Here is a 21,929-nt window from a genome sequence, read left to right as displayed (position 1 = left end):
AAATTGAAGGTTTTAATTCTCAGTGATACTATTGAGATGATATAATAAATGATTAACGATTAGCAGTAAGTCCTGAAAGTGCTGTTGAATTAATGTATATTTATCATCCTCTTGATATTTTTATTCTATTGAGAAGTGATATCAAACTAATTTATCCATTCACAACCTATTTGAATTCTTAATAATTAAAAACTTATGGCTACAAACACTTTTACACCTGAATTACTTGAAAAACACTTTGCCAAAAATGAATGGAAAAAAGGAACGCGTATTTTTCAGGCGAATGGCATTAAAACCTGCGCCCTTGATGGTGAAATAATTCGTGGTGTCGTTTACAGTGAACGCTCTCGCCAAAGCACTTATTTGACTCGTTTAGTGCTAAATATTAAGAATGATGGTATTGCCAGTTATTGCGATTGTTATATTGGTCGAGATTGTAAGCATGGCGCAGCGTTAGCGCAGTGTTTTATTCACGAACATTTTGACCAAAACAGTATTGCGACTTCTGAAAAGGTCATTGATAAATGGCTTAGTCGCTTTCAAGCACAGCCCAGTAGATATCAGCCCAATAGCCAACAAAAATCGCTATTGTACTTTTTAAAGCCTAACAGTTATAACGAAGATGACTATTTCACTTTAGGTATAAAATCAGCTCGCCCCAAAAATAGTGGTGGATGGAGTAGTTCACTTGGCAGCGAGTTTTCTGCCAGCTCGTTAATAAATAGTGCTTATGCTAATAACGATGATGTTGCTGTACTTACCGAACTTATCCGTACTAATCAGTATGGCGATAACATCAAGTATTTTGATTTGTTCGAACGTATTATCAAAACTAATCGCTGTTTTTGGCAAACAAGTTACGACTTAAATGAAGCGATCACTTTGGGTGATCCCATAGAAGCCCAGTGGCAGTGGTTAGCCCTTGATAACAAGTTACACACCTTAAAACTTGTTTTCATGGAACCCTCGACCAATATTCTTATCATCAAAGCACAGCCACTTTGTTATTATGATGAAAAGAATAATTGCTTTGGGAAAATCAATACCAATACACAATGTAATTTTGAGGCAGACTTACTCAATTCACCTATTTTCGAAGAAGACAAATTACCTTGGGTCATGAATAAGTTATCTATGTCGTTAGGTGATGCTGTGCAGCGTTTACCTAAACCCAAAACAGAATACTCACAAGAGTTGACCAAACCAGAAGTACATTTGCACTTTTCAACCCCCCGTGAAGCAGATCCACAATCAGGTTTTGTAAAGGTTAACTTTTCCTACCAAGGAAATTTAGTCAACCCACATAATGAGAGTGTTACGGTTACCCCCAAAAACTCAAGTGAAAATGATAACGAAACTGAAACTGATAAAAAAATAAAACTGTATCGAGATTTAACGTTTGAACAAGCGGTTATCGATAAGTTGACGACGTTAAAATTTACCGTTCAGCCCAAAGCTAAGCGTTATACTTTCACCAATGAAGACTATTTAAATAAAGATAAAACGCCTAAATTTTCGATGCTAATGCAAGGGCGCTACCTTTGGCATCACTTTTTGCATCAAGAAGTACAACCACTTAAGAATTTAGGCTGGCATATAACTTTTACCGATGATTTTTATTATAAGGCGCTCGCTACCGACAGTGTTTTTGATGCTGAAGTTATTCAAACCGATGACCATGACTTTTTCTCATTAGGGTTAAACTTAACCATTGATGGTAAAAAAATGCCGGCATTTCCTATTTTGCTTGGCGCGATTGAACAACTCCCTAAATCGGCGTTAGTTGACCGCGAAAAAGAAAAACTTATTTCGCCTGATTCACCTATTTACGTTGACTTAGATAATGGTGACTTCGTTGCCTTGCGTTATCAAAGCGTACAACCGATATTGAAACAGTTTATTGAGCTGTTTATGCCCAATGCTTTAAATAAAAATGGCACTATGGAGCTATCACGTTTTCAAGGACATCAAACATTATCAATGTTAGATGACCAAGGAATGATAGCCACGGGTACCAGTAAGTTAAGAAGCTTAGCTGACAAACTCAGAGACTTCCAACAAGTGACCACGGTTCCTGTGCCAGAAGGATTGAATGCGACCTTAAGAATATATCAGCATCAAGGGCTAAATTGGTTGCAGTTCTTACGCGAGTATCAATTAAATGGTATTTTGGCTGACGATATGGGTTTAGGTAAAACGATTCAAACCTTAGCGCACCTATTAATTGAAAAACAACAAGGCCGCCTTACTAAGCCCGTGCTCATTGTGGCACCAACCAGTGTTATTTTTAACTGGGCAAATGAAATAGAGAAATTTACCCCACAACTTTCTTATCGCGTTTTACACGGCAGTAAACGCCAGCAGCATTTTGATTGTTTTGAAGGACTTGAGAATCAAGTTGATATTATCATCACCAGCTATGCATTGATTACTAAAGATTTAGCGCTTTATAGCCAGCAAAAATTTTATTATCTAGTGCTCGATGAAGCTCACTATATAAAGAACACTAAAACAAAATTATACCAAGCCTTTTTGACCCTCAAAGCGCAACATAAATTATGCTTGACCGGTACACCTATGGAGAATCATTTAGGTGAGTTTTGGGCACAATTTAATTTCTTATTACCGGGCTTTCTTGGTGGCCAAAGACAATTTACTAAACTCTTTAGAACACCGATAGAGAAGCATGGTGAGCAAGAGCGTAAGCAGTTATTAAACCAACGCATCAAGCCATTTATTTTACGCAGAACGAAAGATAAAATAGCCACTGAGTTGCCGCCAAAGACTGAAATCATTCAAAAATTGCGTATTGAAGGTCAGCAAGCTGAGCTTTATGAATCAGTGCGTTTAGCGATGGACAGTCGTTTAAAAGATATCATTGCTGACAAAGGCTTAAAGCGCAGTCAGATAGAAGTATTGGATGCATTATTAAAACTAAGACAGGTTTGTAATCACCCTAAATTATTATCGCTTGAAGGCGCTAAAAAAGTAAACCAATCAGCCAAGCTTGACTACTTAATGGAAACGCTACCTGAGCAAATTGCTGAAGGTCGCAAAATATTAATTTTTTCTCAGTTCACCAGTATGCTTGCTTTAATAGAAGATGAGTTGGTGGCAGAAGGTATTGATTTTGTTAAACTAACTGGTTCAACGACCAACAGACAGGCCGTGGTAGACAAATTCCAAGAAGGTGAAGTGCCGGTATTTTTGATTAGCTTACGTGCTGGTGGTGTTGGCTTAAACTTAACCGCTGCCGATACCGTGATTCATTTTGACCCTTGGTGGAATCCTGCCGTAGAGAATCAAGCAACTGACAGAGCGTATCGAATTGGACAAGACAAACCTGTTTTTGTTTATAAATATATTATAGAAAATTCAATAGAAGAGAAAATCCAAAAAATACAGCAAAATAAAGCAGAACTTGCTAAAGCTTTATTGTCTGAAGAAGTCAGTGATAATAAGCTGAGTTTAACAGATGATATTTTAGGCTCGTTGCTAGCACCGCTAAGCTAATTTGAAATAATAGCCATTACATTGCATAGAGTTGATGAGAATAAGTAGAGTCATCAACTCGCTTTTAATGACACGTCATTGCTTTGAATACCGCTAACTTGCTATCTTACTTATCGGGGTAAACTACTCTGTCTCTTGATATTACGGGTTTGGTTACATATTGAGCAGGGGTTACTCAGGTATTAAAAAAGCGCCTCAAAATTAAATATCATTAGACTGTCTGAGGGTAGCGTCTAATTCAATCACACTTGAAACTTGGTTTCTTCCTGCTTTTTTTACGCTATACATGGCTTTGTCAGCAGCTTCTAGTAGAATTATTCTATTAGATTGACTATCGGGAATAGTTGAAGCTAAACCAATACTTATCGTGACATTAAATGTATTACCCTCATAATCTAAAGGAGTACTTTCAATTGAAAGTCTCATTTTTTCTGCCAGTTCCTTGGCATCTTTAGCGCTATATCCTGAAAGTAATACCACAAACTCCTCACCTCCAAAGCGCGCAACGAGATCTGTCGACCGCTTAATATTTTCTTTAATCACTTTAGCCACATGTATTAAGCAAGCGTCTCCACATAAATGCCCATGGTTATCATTAAATACTTTGAAGTGATCAACATCTATCAGCATTAATGCTGTTGATATTTTATGTCGGCTACCCATTTGCCATTGGCGTTCAAATTCACTGTTAAAATATCCCCTATTAAAAATATTTGTCAGTGAGTCAATTTTGTTGAGTTGTTCTAAAATTTTGTTCTGTCCATCCAGTTGAGTTTCAATTTCAAAAGAGCGGTTATATTCACCTGAAGAGCGAATGCCCATTAAACCAATGAAGGTTACATAGACGAGGATCATAATCGCATAAGGGAGTTTATCCTCAATGATAAAACCCGCTATTATTGATGGAACTAGAAGTATCCCTAAATTCAATAAAGCTAAAGGTATTCTTGGTGTCAGTGCAACAATGGCACTGCTGGCAATACCACCGATAGCCAACATAGTGACATGTAAAATAGGGGTGAAACGCGGGTCATATATCGCTAAACCAAAGAATAGGCTTAATACACTTGCCTGTAACAATGATAAAAAAGTAAAGCAATTGCGCCACACGTTAGGAGAATAATTATAAATAGCATCGCTAAAAAACCAGTGAGCAAGGCGCACTATACTAATTGCCAGCATGCTTAACGCAAAAGCTAAGGTCAAAGCAGGCTCTTCGGTGTGAAAATCAAATGGCCAAAATACAGCCGGTAACATCACCGCATAAACAAGGATGCCTGTCATCGAACGACGTCTAAGATCCATATCAATACGTTGTTGAATGTCTGGCAGTTTTTTGATGTTTAGCTCCTGTCGATAATTAGCTTTATATGTAATCGTCTATTAATAAAAAGCTAATAGTTATTTTTTGTTAATAAATTTAAGTGTATACGCTAGGATAATAATGGCGAAACTTTTTATCATTTAACGAAACCAGCCCTTACTGGCAAAAATATAAATACCACAAGACATCGCCACACCAACAAAGAAAGTCACTTCATAAAGGGTAAAATTCCACGGGCTGTCAATTAAGTTCATTCCCATTAGACCACCAACCATGGTGGGGATTAAGGTTATGGTGGTGATAACAGCCAGTAACCGCATTACCTTATTCATTTGAAATGAAGACATATTAATGCGCAGTTCAACTAATGCTGCCAGTGTTGTTACTAAGTCATCGGCACTATCAAATAATCCATCAACGTCATCGGCTAATACCGTCAGGATAGGTCGAGGCATCAATTCAAAACTTTTAATTGCAAGAGGCTTTTCTGCAAGTTGGTGAACCACTGACGCTAAATGCTTAAGGTTACCCCTAACATTGGTAATTTCATTACGCAGTCGAAACGTTTGGTCTAAAAAGCTTTTATCACCTAATTGTTTTTGATGCTTATCTAGGTATAAAAGCGTCTGTTCTAATGTGCCAATAACATCGGTGTATTGTGCGACAAGAACACGAATAAGCGCACTTGTCGCTTGCATCAGAGGCGGTGCAGGTATTCTTACCTCCATTAAATCAACTGTTATTTCATCTACTAACGATGATTCTGTCCCAGACAAGGTAATAATATTATTATTCGCGCCCAATAAAAGAATAGGACTTCGTTCTATGGTCGGCACACTATCATCGGACTGTTTTACCACCTTGGGACTCCAGAGAAAAATGGCGGTGTATTCATCCATTCGCTCTATTCTTGGGTACAACGAATGTTTAAAGAGCATATCTAAGGCAGACTTAGGGGCTTGAAGAATCTCCGCAACCTCTGTGAGTTGCTCAGAGTTGAGCCCTACAGCAAATAACCAGTCATTACTTGACGACTTTAATCGCTTTACAACATTACCCCAAGTTAATTCAGTGTAGCCACAAATATTTTTATCTACTAACGAATAGGCGCTAAAAGACTGTATTGGTGGTGACGATACTGTCGAAACTTTATTGTTATCTAAGGACATAGCAAATTTCATTCGAACACCAAATAAAGCCATTCGGATGAATTTAAGCAGTCTTAAAGCAGGAATATTACGTAAATGTTCATTAGCCATAGGGATCAAAGATAACAAGCCCGTACAGATGATGAATAAATCTAAGATACGCCACGGATCCAGTAAAAACACACGGCGACTTGATGCTAAAACAAAGTTAACGCCGTATTCAACGATGAAAAGGGCCAGGATCCCCCATTCCAAAAAAACTTTCGCTTGAGAAAAGCGCTCATTAGTCGCAACGACTGTTGGCGCAAGAGCAATGAAAAGTGAAATAAGCGCTAAAAAGCCCATGACACGTTCATTGAGCAACAAGCGAATTTTTGATGTTATAAAGATACTCTCATCCACCTTAGAATTAATTAAGTGTTAATTGTATTATTAAGGCTAAAATGTGTAAACACATTTCAAAACAGAACAGTAAGTGCATTTCAAGTTCCCTCTTTTCGTTGTGATTTTCACAGCAAAGTTATCAGTAATAATTTAAATTATGGGCATCTATTTATCTTGAAATAACCTATAGTCATAGTCTTAAGGATAAAATAATGTTTATTAATTAATTGGTTAACATACATTAACCGTTTCATTAATAAATATATAACAACATCATAAGCAATTAACTAAACGATAAAGAGTGTTTAAAAGTTTTTCATCACAAAGTGATATAAACGCTAACAAAGCTCACTATTTAAAAGAAAGTATCACGGGTGAAAGACTGCCAAAATAAAGATTATAATAATGGATTAAGTAATTATGTCACGATACGCAAATTTATATAAATCTCCTCTATATCTAATCACTGCAGCCGTAGTGCTATTTTTAATTGGCTCAACAATAATAGCTTGGTATAGCCTTAACAAAGTTGAAAATACCCTAAAAACACAAGCAATAGAAATTTTAAAGGCCAGAGTGAATGTCAGTAATGACTTACTAGAGAATGGCTGGGTTAGGTCTCATTTTAACAAGGTAAAAGCTTGGTCAACCTCACCGATTGTTGTCAAACAAGTCAAACAGTTAGTTGCGGCCCAAGCAATTGGCGACTCTGCTGCGGTGACAAAAGCCACTGGTAATTTAACTGCTTTTTTAGAACCTTATCTTCTGGCTGAGGAAAATGAAGGGTTTTATGTTATTTCCCCTGACTATAATAACCTCACTGCCAAGGTTGCTGGCTTAATTGGGCAACCCAACATAATCGCTAAACAATACCCCAAAAAGCTTGTTGAAGTTTTCAATGGTCAGCTCGTTTTTATTCCTCCGCTTTTATCAGAAACCCCTTTAGTCAACATTCAGGGAAAACTACAGCAAAAATATCCAACAACTTTTATTATTGCGCCAATACTTGATAATGAACAACAAGTTATTGCTGCGCTCGCCATACGTTTAAATCCGTTTGGCGCTTTTTCTTCGACAGTACAGCAGCACAGTTTTTGGAAATCAGAGCAAACATACTTCTTTGACACCAAAGCTCGTTTATTAACCGCCAGTCAATTTGAGCCAGAACTTAGGTCCGAGGGAAGACTAACGAAAGAGCAATCTAGCGTCTTAGCGATATCATTAACGCTTCCGTTGAAACCAACGACTAGTGAACAAACGCAAGCCCCCATTTATACAAAATTGGCTCAGTCGGCATTAGAAGGCAACACAGGTTACAGCGAAGAAAGCTATTTAGATTATCGTGGCCAGCCCGTATTAGGCGCTTGGTTGTGGAACAGTACTTTAGGCTTAGGTATCGGCGCAGAAGTCAGTGAAGTGGATGTATTGCAATCTCAACAGAAAATAGTACATGGCTTTTTCTGGCAGCTATTGCAAACGGTGTTATTGAGTTTGTTTATTTTAGTTATTGCTTTTTATTGGCAAAAACGCAGCGCAGCTGCCATCTTCGATTCAGAGCAGTACCTTTATTCTATGCTTAATAACGCTCCTGATGCCATTATATCCTTTAACGCAAAAGGGGAAATAATACGCTTTAATAAAGTCGCTGGCTTACTGTTTTTGGTTGATAGGAAAGGCGCGGAGTCGATGTTTTTCAATGACTTTTTTATGAAAAACGAACAAGAAAACTTGCAGGAATGGATCAAAAACATCATTAATGATAGCAGTGTATGTGACAGCTTCAGAATTATGCGGGCTAAGGCTAGTGACAGTCGGGAATTTTCAGCTCGTGTTGCGATAAGCAGTCATAAAACTACTCAAGATAATATTTTTACTGCCATTATTTCTGATTTAAGCACAATACAACAATTAGAAGGAAGACTGCTGGTACTAGAAAGTGCTGTTGAACAAAGTCATTCAGCGATATTGATCACCAATTTGATTGGTAAAATTGTCTACGTCAATAAAGCCTTTAGCGAAACTACCGGCTATTCAAAAACAGAAGTTTTAGGGAGAAATGCCAACCTGCTAGATTCTGGACACAAAAACACCGATAAATATCAGCAGCTCTGGCAAAAAATTATTGAAGGCCAGCATTGGAGTGGTCAATTATACAATAAGAAAAAAGACGGTAGCTGTTATTGGGGCACTACCGACATTACCCCCATTAGAGACCGTAATGGTAAAATAGATCATTTTCTTGCGATAAATCAAGATATAACAAGGCAAAAGGCCAATGAAGATAAGCTACTAAAACAGCAGCTTTTTTTAAAAGAGGCTGAACGTATTGCTCATTTGGGGTGTTGGGAGAAAGATCTTAAAAACGATATCATTTACTGGTCAGACGGCATGCACAGATTAATAGGTATTGAGAAAAATTCTACGCCTTTGACTTCAGAGCTTATTGTAAACCTTGTCCATCCAGAAGACCGTTATCAATTTAGAATACACCAACTAAAAGCCTTAAATAAGTTAGAAGTTTATAACTATGAATGCCGAATAATATTAGCTGATAAGCAATTAAGGTATATCAATACATCAACTGAGGTTACCCGTGATGAAAGTGGCGAACCATTAAGTATGCTAGGTATTGTCAGAGATATAACCAACATTAAACAGAATGAAATAGAGCGTGAAATACTTGATGCTGAAAAAGAACAATCTCGTCAAGCGACACTCAATGTGCTGCTTGATGTTAAATACCAACGTAACAGAACAGAAAAGACATTAGCTGACTTAAAAGAATCTCAGCAAGAATTAGAACAAGCACGTTTAACAGCAGAAGCGGCAAGCGACTCTAAGTCGCAGTTTTTAGCAACAATGAGCCATGAAATTAGAACACCGATGAATGGTGTTGTTGGTATGTTAGAGCTACTGCAGCAATCAGAACTAGATGATGATCAATACCATTTAGCCAATGTTGCCAAAGATTCAGCATGGGCGTTATTACAAATCATTAATGACGTGCTCGACTTTTCAAAAATAGAAGCGGGGAAAATGACTTTAGAGTCAATACCGTTCACCTGGACAGAGATTATTGAAGGCGCTGCAGAGTTACTATCATCGCAATTACAAAGCAAAAGATTATTGTTGGTTTGTTCATCTAATCATCATATGACTGAGTCAATGCTAGGCGATCCCATTAGGTTAAGGCAAATTGTACTTAATTTATTAGGTAATGCGATTAAATTTACTCACAACAATGAACAGCCGCAAAGCCTTATTGAGGTTAAGCTTGATTATTTAGATAATAGCCAAAACAAAAAATTATTTCGATTAACGGTTAAAGATAATGGTATTGGTATTAGTGAGGATCAACAAGTTCATTTATTCGATGCTTTCACACAGGCAGACAGTAGCACTCATCGTCAGTTTGGTGGCACAGGACTCGGCTTATCTATTTGCTCAAAGTTAACCACTATGATGGGAGGACAAATAAGTTGTCAAAGCGTGATAGGTGATGGTACAGAATTTCATGTCGATTTACCTTTAATAGCAACTGAAAATAAAAAGACATCGACCCTGAGCGTAAAACTCTATCATTTAAATATTTTACTCATTGCTTACGATGGAATTACCGATAATATCTTGCACAAAGGTCTAACAGAGCTTGGCGCACATTGTCATTTAGCACCAAGTTCGCCAACAGAATTAAGCAAGCTTATTTCTGCTGAAAATTATGATCTTATTATTATTTCAGCAGAACAAGTTATTAGCCTTTGGCCAGAAGTTAAAATGCAGTTACCCAACAACAGTGATGAGGATATTAATATACTGATCCTTGAAAGGTGGCATGACTTCGACTTACCCTTTTACCCTGAACACGCGACAACTATTGCCAGTAATCCGTTTTTACCACAAAAAATATACTGGGCCATTGCCCGTATTATGGATCAAAAAAATCCACTTATAAGTTGTCTAAAGCAAGATATTAAGACGTTATCTATACCCAGTGTTACTGAAGCACAAGCCAGTAATAAACTAATTTTGATTGTTGAAGATAATGTCTTTAATCAACAGGTATTAGAGCGTCAGCTAAATCTATTTGGTTATGCTGTGATCATTGCCAACCATGGTGAAGAAGCCTTAACTAAAATGACGCAATATTCATTTTCCCTGATCATGACAGATTGTCAAATGCCGATCATGGATGGTTTCGAATTTGCCCAAAAGGTGCGAGAGAATGAACAAGGCGGCACAACACAGATACCTATTATAGCAATCACCGCTAACGCGATGCGAAATGAAGCCGAACACTGCATTAAACTTGGCATGAATGACTACGTGACTAAGCCAATGAAGCTAGATAGCTTAAAAGCTTTACTCAGTAAATGGTTAGTTGAAGAAGAACTCGAAGATGAATTTAAAATAGAATCACCACCTGAATTGACCGATGAACAAGTCACTAAAATGATAGCAAAACCGGCAATAAACATCTCAGCATTGGTTGAATGCTTTGGTGATGATAAAGAAGCGCAACAAAGCTTTTTACAATTTTATCAACAACATAGCAAACCATTATTCGCTGAATTAGCCGTGCACATTACCGATAAAGATTGGCAGAGTGTAATGGAACTGGCACACAAGCTTAAATCTTCAACCCGGGGCGCTGGAGCGATATTACTAGGTCATTATTGTGAGCAATTGGAACAATTCGCTAAAGAAGAAAATACACAAGAAATTATAACGTTAAGCCATAAACTTTATGCTGAGTTTATTCGAGTGTCTGACGAGATAGCGGCAAACTTTTAGGCCATGTTATGGCGTTTGTCAGTGATTATCTATAGCGGTGACTGAAAATATTGTTATAAACGTTTTCATCAATCACACGTCGCTACTGAATACTCTTATTATTTAGCGTATTAATTGCTGAAAACGTCGGCCACTTACCCACGGCACGAATAGTTAACGGAGGGTTGTGATTGTTTATCTTTTTTCAATTAAAGGAATGTTATTTTCCTTAAATAGCTTAGCAACAACGCCTTGCGTTAAAGGTTTAATGAGATAACCTTTTGCGCCTAGTTCAATAGCTTTTTTTACTATTTGTTTATTTTTATTACCGGTTAACATAATAAGTGGCGTATCTACATTTTTGCCGTTGCCCTGTTTCATTTGTCCTAAAATATATAAACCATTGGTATCGGGTAGACTTACGTCGAGTAAAACGATATCAAAACGTATATTATTAAGACAAATCAAGGCCGTTCTACCGGTACTAGCGGTTTGAACGTTGAGTTTATACTTGTGCAACAGTGTATTGGTTAAATGTATGCTAATGGGATCATCTTCAACCAATAGAATATTAATAGCGGCTGCTTTATTATCCCCTTGTACCTTATCTAATTCTTTTACCGCATCAGCGTTACTTGCATTATAAAGCTTATTAAAAGAAGCTGGCGGATGTACTTGCTCGTTTTTATCAGATTGAGCCGCTTCATTACTTTCTTGTGCTATATTTTCCACGTCACTGATTAATCCGCTGAGCAAGTCTAATGCTTTACTTTGCAGTTCCACCAGCCTAGGTCGAATTTCGTTTGAACGTATCGACGCTAAAATATTCTTGACCACATCAAGATTAATATTAACATTGTGTTTGAGTTTAATTTGCTCTGTTGCTTTACTGATAGAGTGTTCAACGTCGGTAATACTCTCTTCAAAAGACAACCTAAGTCTTTCTTTCAGCTCTAGGCCGTGCAGTACCGTTTCTCTAATTTCTTTTGCATATGACTCTTTGTTATAAATATAATCTAAGGCAGCATTTTTTTTGAGACCAATGCCCAGCTTAGTCAGTAAATTAGAACAAACAACAACTGCACGTTTTTTCTCATAAAGCGGATTGGTAATTATATAGTCATCAATAATATCGTTATCATAAGCTTCATAAGCTTCGTTTTCTTCCCTTGCAGAAACAACAGAAACAATAAAATGTTCGCACGTTTGTCCTACTAAAACTGATTTTAGCGAGCTGTAATAGATCATTAAAGATCGTTGAAAAGAGGTTGCGTCGATTAAAATTATTTTAGGCGTTTCATCTTTAAGCTGTTTCTCAAGCTCCGGCAAAGCAGTAACAACAAGTACTTTATCAAAATGTTCAATCAACACCTTAATTAACAGCTCGCTATCTTCACGTTCGGTCGTGTATAAAATAATATTATGATGCTGCACTATAACTCCTTGACTCAACTATCTAATGCTAACCTTGTAAGTGTGTAAAACTTGCTTAGCAATATTGGCCACTCGACTTTATCAAAGTATAAGTGAGTATGTAAATTTCCCTGCTCAGGTCAATACAATCTAACACTGTTGAGCATGCTTTGGATACATTTCATCTTATCAATTAGATTAATATATAAATAAGCTAAATCAAGGATATAAAAGCAGCAAAAGTGTGATTAACAGCTAAGGTGTACGGATTAATTTGAAAACATCACTTTCATCAGCAAATTTTTAATAACATCATAAGATTCATCTTCAAATTTAACGCCAAAATAATCAATCGTCGGCGATGACTTAATATTGCAAACAATACCTTTTATTGATGTGATGTCACTTAGGGCCTTGTCAGTAATAGCGAAGGTAATGGTATCGTCTTTGGTGATAACAACATTTTCTTCCTTCTTGGCACTTAATAAACAGCCTTCTAATGAAAGATTAACCATAATACCTTTTAATAACGAATTATTGACCGAAGCTTCAATATTTAATTGCGTATCAATTCGCGTTTCTTTTCGTAGCGGTCGAACGGCTACCTGTTGCGGAATGTTCAAGACAATCATTTTTGCTGGAACAGTTATCGTGCGCTCTATACTGGTAACAAAAGCAACAACCGCGCCTTCATGCTTTTCTACGATACTTCTAACGGTGCAGGCTACCCCTTGATTAATATTGCCAGTAAGCTCAACATGACGATTTAAATCGGGTAATTGGATCAACATAAATTGCTTGGGTAAAAAACCAACAAAAACACTTTTAAATTTTATTTTTTTACTGGGGGGAATTGAGACTTCGACAATAATGGCAGAGCCAGGGGTTAGCATTGATAATGACTTTGTTACATCTTCTCGAATCATTGATAGTTCTCCTAATAAGCCATGCCCTGTAGAGTCTTAAATTGATAAGTTACCTTATCAACTCATTCATTGCAGGTTATTAAATGTGTTAAAATTAAATATATCATCGATTTTCATACTATCAATATTTATTAGCCACAAAGCGAAAAAGTTTTAATAAAAATGTAATTGGCTGCAAGTTTTTAACACTATTAAGCGCAGCAACAGGTTAAAAATAGGCTTCATAGCCTATTGTAACCGCTGATAGCTTTTAAACTATCGGCAAAAGGTTATTTACTGATGTTTTTAACCTTCATATTAAGCTATTGTTAAAAGGTAATCAGCACACCACTATCGGCTTTTAATAAGCTAATTAGTTAATATTTATTAGTATTTTTATTAGCTAAACCGTGAAACATGTAAATTTTATAAAGAGTCTTATTGATGATTGAACTTTTTCGCAACATGAAAATTTCACAAAAAATCCCATTATCTATTAGTGTTTTTATTATATTACCTTTAATCATCTCCCTTATTGCAATAAATTCAACGAACACCATTAACAAAAACGGTCAAGATATTTATGATAATTATTTTGTCAGTTTTGTTAATCTTACCGACGCTCGAAAATATTTATATGAAGAGTTTGTACTAATAAAAAGTCATATTATTTCTCCTAACGATAAGTCTATGAGAGACACTGAGCAAAAAATTAGTAATGCATCCTCCAACTTCCGTGCTTCACTGACTAAATTTGAACAAACATTAGACAGTGGCGAAGAAACCAAGCTTCTCTATAAATTCAAAACTCAATTAACAACGTTTGAGTTGTTAACCGAGCGAATTATCACTTTAAGTAAAAGCAACCAAGATATTGCTGCAGATAGACTAGCTAATGAAGAATATGGTGTGCTTTTTAATGACATGCAACTCAATATGGCGGGCATGTTAGAAACTAATATTGATGGAGCTCAAGCCCTATACAACAGTAATCATCAACATCATCAAACTACGCGATCTCTTATTATTTTGGTTACCGCTATTATTATTGCCATTGGCTTATTTATTGGTTGGCTATTGATCAGCACAATATTAGAGCCACTGCTTAAAATACAGTGCCATATAGCAAGTCTGACTCATTCAGGTGATCTTCTCCTTCAACTCGACATTGAAGGTAAAGATGAAATTAGCGAATTAGCTGAGTCATTTAATACTATGATTGAGTCATTATTTCATGCACACAACAAGCTCATCCAAACAGAGAAATTGACCGCTTTAGGTTCTCTAGTTGCAGGAGTTTCTCATGAAATTAATACGCCATTAGGCATAGCTGTCACGATAGGCAGTACAATCAAAGATAACTTTCAAAAGTTTTCAATTCGTTTTAAAGAAAAAAAAGTAAAACGTTCTGACTTGGAAAGTTTCGAAATAGAAGTCAATGAATGCTTAGATATTTTACTGAATTCTTTAGACCGAGCTGTTGTCCTCATTCAGAGTTTTAAGCAAGTGGCTGTTGACCAAACGAGTGAGGCAAGACGTATATTTTTCTTATCTGATGTCGCAGACGAAGTGATCCGTATACATCACCATAAAATAAAACGCCTAGGGATAACCTTCGACTGCGTAATTGATAAAAATATAGAGATGGACAGTTTTCCAGGTCCTTTGGGGCAAGTGATGACTAATTTATTTAATAACGCCATTATTCATGGTTTTGAAAGTACAGACTCTGGCATTATCGCTATATCAGCTTATCTGAATAATTCAATTGTCATTATCAAAATAGAAGATAATGGTAAAGGCATACCAAAAGCGTTTATTGACAAAATTTTTGAACCTTTTTTTACTACTAAGCTTGGTGAAGGGGGTTCAGGTTTAGGCCTGAGCATCATCTTTAATATTGTCGTCAATTTACTCGGTGGTAAAATTAGCGTGGCCAGTACGTTAGGAAAAAACACCTGCTTTACCTTAGAGTTACCCTTGGTTTCGCCCCAAAAGATAACAAAAATTAATGATAATTATTAACAGTACTCGTTATAATCTTAAACACGTTTAAAACAATCAGCTAATTTTTTCTCTATCTAAAACAGGTTAACCGCACAAGATTATCAATGGCACGCTAATTATGGTTTTTGATAGAATGCTACTTGGCCTCGTCCTGATGCTTTAACTTGGTACATCATGTCGTCTGCCTTAACCATCAATTCGTGGAGTACCTTAGCGTCTTTAGGGGCAACAACAATACCAATACTTGCGCCTACCTGGCATTGCATGTTATCTGAAATATGAATGGGCTGTTCTATCTCAGCAAGAATATTATTAGCTTGTTCAAGCATTAACTCTTGGTCAAAGTTCGTCAACTGACGGGCAACAATAAATTCATCCCCTCCCCATCGAATACAGAGGTCTGTTGCCAAGTTAAAATGTGCTTTAAGACGTTTTGCTATTGCTATTAATACCTTATCCCCCGCTTCATGGCCATAACTGTCGTTAACAGGTTTAAACTTGTCTAAATCAATCATCATCAACACTAAGCTTTGTTGATTTTCTAAACAATAAAGTAAGGCATTATCTAATTTTTTGTCGCCGGAGCGTCGATTAAGTAGATGGGTTAAAGGGTCATGATCCGCTTCAAAACGTGTTTGAAATTCCCGTTCTGCTCGTTCAGTAACGTCATGTATTATTACTTCAACTAAATTACCTTGATCACTACTGCGTTCATTGCTGCGCTGCTCCGTTAATTTTGCGAATAAACAGTGCAGCCACAGCGTTTTATTGCCGATGCGGCATTCTATGTCTAGAGTGACTTGTGGACGATTCTTGTCGGCGCGAATACTCAATAACAACTCTTCGAGTTTGTCGACATTATTTAATAAGGTTGGAAAGTGTAAAGAGACCAAGTCTGTCTGTCCTGCAACACTGAAGTATTGTAAAAATGCCGGGTTGAAAGTGGTAATGGTGTTTTTTTCATCGAGCAAACAAATTCCAGCACTCGCTTGTTCAAAAATAAGCCTGAATTTACGCTCTAACTCTTGAGTTTTTTCGCGCAATGCTCGCTCATTACTAATAGTAAGGTGTAACTCATGCATCAAAGAGTTTATGCCTTTTGTTAATTTACCAATTTCATTTTTGGCACCTTGCTTCACCAACAACATCCGCATTGTTTTAGGTATACTAGGATTGATGGTAGTAAAGCTATCGGTTAACTTTTGAATCGGCTTAGTTAGCCATCTGTGCACGATCAAAGAGACAAAAAAAGCAATAATGATAGATTGTATTAGTATCAATGCCACTTCTTTTTTAAGTGAGTTTTCTACCTGTTGTTGAATATAATTATTGTCTGGATAAACAGTAAGTGTGCCAACAAGGGTATCATCAATAAAAGGATGGATTAATTGGATAACTATGCCATCTTGTGGTTTGTTAATAGCACCACTGGAAATGCTCATTTCGCCCTCGCCGGAGAGTCTAGCCCCTTGAACTAAATCATTACTCAACAAACCACTAATAATTTCCTGTCCGAGCTCGCGATCATTTAAATAGGCAGATATCGTCGCAGTTTTTGCCATCGTTTGGGCTAATTGTTTAACAAGCAAATAGTTAGTATCTTTCTTTTCTTGAAGGCCAGCATAATAGGACAACGTTGAAGAAACCAACGCAACTAGCACGGCAACAATAGCGATCGCCAATGGAACTCTGACATAAAGATTTTGACTAATTTTCATTAAATCGATAAACCACTTTTACAGCATCAGTGAGCTGGTCTTTAGGTATATAACCAATTGAATATGGTGAACTGTATAACTTGTTCAAAGCATCTTCAATTGAAATAGCCGCGATCGGCGGTTTAGCTCGCCCAGAGAACAGTAACCTTGCCCAGTAAGCGTTTATTTTTTGCTCATTTTTATTAACTAATTGCAGATAAAAGTCATTCTTCAATAGTGATTCAGAGGGCAAATCTAGTGGCTGTGCCATTTCACCGTCAGGAAAAGTTAAATAACGCCCCATATAAATGTCAATCACTTCGCGCTTAGATAATGAGTTAATCGCATTGTCTTTATTGACCACAACAACAAACTCGGTACTCACAGCATCAAAGTTGAAAATAGCCAATCCAATCATTAATAACAGGGGGTTTTTCATCATTAAAACACCATGTTCGCACTAACAGTAAACACATTAATTCTATGCTCTTTTTCAACATTTTCCGGATCACTTATCCCCCATAACCCACCACCAAAAGGTTGAACATCAAAGTGATCAATTTGCGCTTTAACGATCAAATTTTCTGACGCCTGCCATTTTACGCCAACATTAATTGAATGTTGGTGCACCACTAATCGGTCTACAGCCTCTTTTGAAGCAAGTGCTAACTGTTGTAATGGAAAGGTTACTTGTATTGGCGTACCAGGAAGAAATTGGGGCGCAGTAACTGTGGTTATCTTATGGCGGTTCTCTGAAATAGAAACACTGGAAAAAAGCGTCACTTTATCTAAACGATAACCGACACTCACATAGCCATTAATATTTGATGAAGCGACCAACCAAGGAGACTCTGAAATAGCTATTTCAGATTGAATTAACCAATTATCACTATCGTAGGTTAATCCTAAAGCAGCATATTCAATACTATGGTTTTTTGTGTCAAAACTTGCTGATAGCGACGCTGCTTGTGGCCACACAGGAGCTGGCACAGAGTTTAATAAATCAATAAACTCATTTAATGCCTCGAACTTATAGTCTCCGACATCAGCTTGTGATACAGAAAATCGCATGGTCCAAGCATCAAGTACGTAGGTTGCGCTAAAAGTCATTAAATGGTCAAAATCAATAAGAAAGTCTTGGCCACTCGCTTTTAATTTTGCAGTCGTGTTACCCGCAGCTAATTTTAACCGTAAAAAACCATCATTAATTGATTGGCTGTATTCAATATCTACACCATCAAATTTCCCCGCTGTACTTGCAAAAGAGTAATACTCATGTGGCGGACGTACCCACAAATAAGCGTATCCCACGTGCGGGTATTCTGAAAGTAAATAAAGGTCACTGTTTAATCTGCCCGCACGAATAGCCCAATTACGAGAAGGACGGTAGCGCAAAAAAGCTAATTCGAGGTAGTTTTCAAAGTCTGTATTCGCGTGATCTTCTAGGACAAATTGCACAACAGAATCCCAGTTATTAGCCAAGGATATATTGGCTTGCCCCCCTAAAATTGAGTCACGGGTAGCTGACCAGCCTGTATCGTCAATATTCAAATAATTGGGACTAAAAGCAATATCAGGATCGTCACTATAACTAAGGGCTAAAGAGGCAAAACCACTAAATTCAACTTTTATGTCATCGGCATAGGCATTATAAGTAACGCCTGTGAAAATTAAAGCTGTGGCGAAAATAAATCGATACAAGGTAGCAGCCTTTTTTCGTTTGATAATATTGAAGATATTAATGATAACAGATAGCTCATTTATTTGCCTATTGTTCGACCATAAAATACCACGACTTCTTTAACGAGTGCTAGACTAACGTCTGTGTTTTGAATTAATAGACTTTTGAGGTTCGTCTCAGGAGGATAACGCATAAACCTGTGCTTAATCAGCAAAATAAATGGCGAATCTTGGACTGCGAAATAATGGCTTGGTATCGGCTTGGCTATTGGCTTGGCTAATGTTGGATAATATATTTAACAAACACTTGTCCTAGCAAGAACAACATTATTTTGGTCTGGTTAAGTGTAATCAACCGATTGCCCCTTAGGGCATTTTCCCTTAATACTTATCTTTCTAAGTGCTCGGCATGAAAACGCAAATGCGCTTCAATAAATGAAGAGATGAAATAGTAACTGTGATCATAGCCTTCATGAATAGTTAACTCTAATGGGTAACCACTCATTTTTGCTGCAGCCTCTAGCGTTTCTGGTTTTAATTGCTCTTTCAAAAAGTCATCTGCACCACCTTGATCAACTTTGGCAGGAATAAACTGTTTTGCTATACGCATTAATTCACTGGCATCATGCTGGTACCAACTTGCTTGGTCTTTCCCCAAGTAAGCGCTGAAAGCTTTTTTGCCCCAAGGCACCTTAATCGGGTTACAGATAGGACTAAAGGCTGACATTGAACGATAACGTTCAGCGTTTAACAAACCAATAGTTAGTGCCCCGTGTCCGCCCATGGAATGTCCACTAATAGCGCGCTTATCTGACACTGGAAATGTGGCTTCAATAATTGCTGGCAGTTCTTTAACCACATAATCATACATCTGATAGTGACGGCTCCAAGGTGCTTGGCTAGCATTAAGATAAAATCCTGCGCCCTGCCCCAAATCATAACTATCGTCATCAGCTACCTCTTCACCTCTTGGACTAGTATCAGGAGAAACAATAGCAATGCCTAACTCAGCAGCTATTCGCAGTGCGCCGGCTTTTTGCATAAAGTTTTCATCGGTACAGGTTAGACCTGAAAGCCAGTAAAGCACAGGAACTTTTTTGCCATTATTAGCCTGTGGAGGCAAAAAAATGGCAAAGCGCATGTTAGCGTTTACGGTTTTAGAATGGTGGCTATATTGCTTGTGCCAGCCACCAAAAATTTTATTTACACTGATACTTTCAATTAAAGGATCAATTGTCATAGGGTAACCTCAAGACGCTCCCCTGCTAATTACTGCAATAAAAGGGCAACGCCATATTATTAATGTGAGTGACTATCTTTCTAAAGACAGATGCTGGTTATTTATATCGCCTATTTATCAAAATGAATAACACTGCGAATACTTTCTCCTTTGTGCATTAACTCAAACGCTTCATTAATGTCTTCAAGACTCATGGTATGAGTAATAAAATCGCTCAAGTTGAATTCACCGGCTAAATAACGTTCAACATAATCTGGCAACTCAGTACGACCTTTAACACCGCCAAATGCAGAACCACGCCATACTCGACCCGTTACCAGTTGAAATGGACGGGTTGATATTTCTTGTCCGGCACCGGCAACACCAATGATCACTGATTCTCCCCATCCTTTATGACAACATTCTAAGGCAGAGCGCATTAGGTTAACGTTACCAATACATTCAAAAGAGTAGTCAACACCGCCATCGGTCATTTCGACAATCACATCTTGAATAGGCTTGTCGTAGTCTTTGGGGTTAATAAAATCGGTAGCACCCAATTTTTTCGCAAGTTCGAATTTACTTTCGTTAATATCGATAGCAATAATTCGACTAGCTTTCGCCATAGTCGCGCCAATCACTGCAGACAATCCAATACCGCCAAGGCCAAAGATAGCAACAGTTGCGCCCTCTTCAACTTTTGCTGTATTCATGACTGCGCCCATGCCGGTGGTAACACCACACCCTAGTAGACAAACCTCTTCTAATGGTGCTTCTTTATTAACTTTCGCTAATGAAATTTCTGGCAAGACTGTGTATTCAGAAAAAGTTGAACAGCCCATATAGTGAAAAATAGGCTGACCATCTTTGTAAAAGCGGGTCGTGCCATCTGGCATCAAACCCTTGCCTTGTGTCTCACGAATTTTTTGGCAAAGGTTGGTTTTACCCGATAAACAGAATTTACATTCACCACACTCTGGTGTGTATAATGGAATAACGTGATCGCCTACCTTAACACTGGTTACACCTTCACCTATTTGTTCAACAATACCACCGCCTTCGTGACCTAAAATAACGGGGAAAATTCCTTCTGGATCCTCTCCAGATAAGGTAAAGGCATCGGTATGACAAACACCAGAGGCAATAACCTTAACTAACACCTCTCCTTTGCGAGGTAGCATGACATCGACTTCTTCGATAGATAGTGGCTGATTAGGGCCCCAAGCAATAGCCGCTTTCGATTTTATAAATTTATCTGACATCGTTATTCTCACTTTTCAATTAATAGATATTTTGATGGGATTAGCATCTAGTCGAATTTGTTACAGTAACATTAGTTTACTCAACTTATTTAAAGATGATAATACGCCTAATACGTAATTAACTTTTACCCCTTGGTAACAATCTAAAGGACATAGTTACCAAAAAGTGAAAGCATTTTGTTAAAAATTTTGATCTACATTGTTCATCTTAATGACTGTGTCCTTGGGCAAGATTTATCATAGCAATACCAACAGCAACTAACCCCATGCCTAGCCATGTTGTTAAATCAAGATGCTGACGGTAAATCAAAGCAGACAATAAAGTCACGGTTATAATGGCAAGCCCGGCCCATAGCGCATGGACGATACCAACTGGCATGCCTTTCATTGCTTGACCTAAAAAAATGAATGCGGCTAAATGTCCAAGTAAAACTAAAGCACTTGGCAGTGGTTTACTAAAACCATCAGTCTCTTTTAATGCTACATGAGACATCGCCTCAGCAGCGACACCTAAAAAAGGAATAACCAACTCATCTTTATTTCCTATAATGTTATACGAACGGTCACTGTTAAAGGTCTAAAGTAATTTTAAATAAGCTACTTTTGT

Annotated in this window: 12 protein-coding genes and 1 pseudogene; 3 read left to right on the top strand and 10 right to left on the bottom strand. The window is 37.4% G+C overall.

The genetic code is table 11. The features are described from left to right. The first annotated feature begins 195 nt into the window (after positions 1-195). Complete coding sequence (locus H4J69_RS08080; protein WP_182244663.1) at positions 196-3,513, top strand: DEAD/DEAH box helicase; 3,318 nt, start codon at positions 196-198, stop codon at positions 3,511-3,513. A gap of 201 nt (positions 3,514-3,714) precedes the next feature. Here H4J69_RS08080 and H4J69_RS08075 read toward each other — a convergent pair whose 3' ends face one another. Both H4J69_RS08075 and H4J69_RS08070 read right to left on the bottom strand, forming a co-directional pair. Beyond that, positions 3,715-4,818, bottom strand: a complete 1,104-nt coding sequence (locus H4J69_RS08075; protein ID WP_182214177.1) for a GGDEF domain-containing protein — start codon at positions 4,816-4,818, stop codon at positions 3,715-3,717. 159 nt (positions 4,819-4,977) lie between these two features. Then, complete coding sequence (locus tag H4J69_RS08070) at positions 4,978-6,387, bottom strand: CorA family divalent cation transporter (RefSeq protein WP_182214176.1); 1,410 nt, start codon at positions 6,385-6,387, stop codon at positions 4,978-4,980. Between the two features lie 402 nt (positions 6,388-6,789). Between H4J69_RS08070 and H4J69_RS08065 the strand changes: the two genes are divergently transcribed. Next, on the top strand, positions 6,790-11,160 hold the full coding sequence (locus tag H4J69_RS08065) for a PAS domain S-box protein (protein ID WP_182214174.1): 4,371 nt from the start codon (positions 6,790-6,792) through the stop codon (positions 11,158-11,160). 174 nt (positions 11,161-11,334) lie between these two features. On the opposite strand, the gene H4J69_RS08060 is transcribed toward H4J69_RS08065, so the two are convergent. Both H4J69_RS08060 and H4J69_RS08055 read right to left on the bottom strand, forming a co-directional pair. Further along, positions 11,335-12,573, bottom strand: coding sequence for a response regulator (locus tag H4J69_RS08060; RefSeq protein ID WP_070376559.1), 1,239 nt, complete (start codon positions 12,571-12,573; stop codon positions 11,335-11,337). Between the two features lie 248 nt (positions 12,574-12,821). Next, a complete protein-coding gene (locus H4J69_RS08055; RefSeq protein WP_182244664.1) occupies positions 12,822-13,478 on the bottom strand; it encodes a PilZ domain-containing protein in 657 nt (218 codons plus the stop codon). A 423-nt stretch (positions 13,479-13,901) separates the two neighbouring features. Between H4J69_RS08055 and H4J69_RS08050 the strand changes: the two genes are divergently transcribed. Further along, positions 13,902-15,482 (top strand): MCP four helix bundle domain-containing protein, encoded by a 1,581-nt coding sequence (locus tag H4J69_RS08050; protein WP_259367732.1) that lies wholly within the window; start codon positions 13,902-13,904, stop codon positions 15,480-15,482. 98 nt (positions 15,483-15,580) lie between these two features. On the opposite strand, the gene H4J69_RS08045 is transcribed toward H4J69_RS08050, so the two are convergent. From H4J69_RS08045 to H4J69_RS08020, 6 genes and pseudogenes are all read right to left on the bottom strand, one after another. Continuing rightward, positions 15,581-17,182, bottom strand: a complete 1,602-nt coding sequence (locus tag H4J69_RS08045) for a diguanylate cyclase domain-containing protein (RefSeq protein WP_182244968.1) — start codon at positions 17,180-17,182, stop codon at positions 15,581-15,583. Beyond that, entirely contained in the window at positions 17,172-17,603 is a 432-nt protein-coding gene (locus H4J69_RS08040) for a hypothetical protein (protein ID WP_259364614.1), read from the bottom strand. Before H4J69_RS08040 ends, H4J69_RS08045 begins: the two co-directional genes overlap by 11 nt. After that, positions 17,603-18,862 carry a hypothetical protein gene (locus H4J69_RS08035; RefSeq protein WP_220467907.1) on the bottom strand — a complete coding sequence of 420 codons (1,260 nt, stop codon included), beginning with the start codon at positions 18,860-18,862 and terminating at the stop codon, positions 17,603-17,605. Before H4J69_RS08035 ends, H4J69_RS08040 begins: the two co-directional genes overlap by 1 nt. 367 nt (positions 18,863-19,229) lie before the next feature. Then, the gene (gene fghA, locus H4J69_RS08030; protein WP_220467906.1) at positions 19,230-20,081 is read right to left on the bottom strand and encodes an S-formylglutathione hydrolase; all 852 of its coding nucleotides are present in this window, start codon (positions 20,079-20,081) and stop codon (positions 19,230-19,232) included. Positions 20,082-20,191: 110 nt separating this feature from the next. Beyond that, positions 20,192-21,322: an S-(hydroxymethyl)glutathione dehydrogenase/class III alcohol dehydrogenase gene (locus H4J69_RS08025; protein WP_220465253.1), complete on the bottom strand. Its 1,131-nt coding sequence runs from the start codon at positions 21,320-21,322 to the stop codon at positions 20,192-20,194. 208 nt (positions 21,323-21,530) lie between these two features. After that, a pseudogene (locus H4J69_RS08020) lies at positions 21,531-21,856 on the bottom strand (DMT family transporter). Between the last annotated feature and the right edge of the window lie 73 nt (positions 21,857-21,929).

The sequence above is a fragment of the Colwellia sp. BRX10-9 genome, assembly GCF_014077405.1.
Lineage (GTDB): Bacteria > Pseudomonadota > Gammaproteobacteria > Enterobacterales > Alteromonadaceae > Colwellia_A.
The sequence above is the reverse complement of the archived record's forward strand: the minus strand, read 5'-3'. Positions and strand labels throughout refer to the sequence as shown.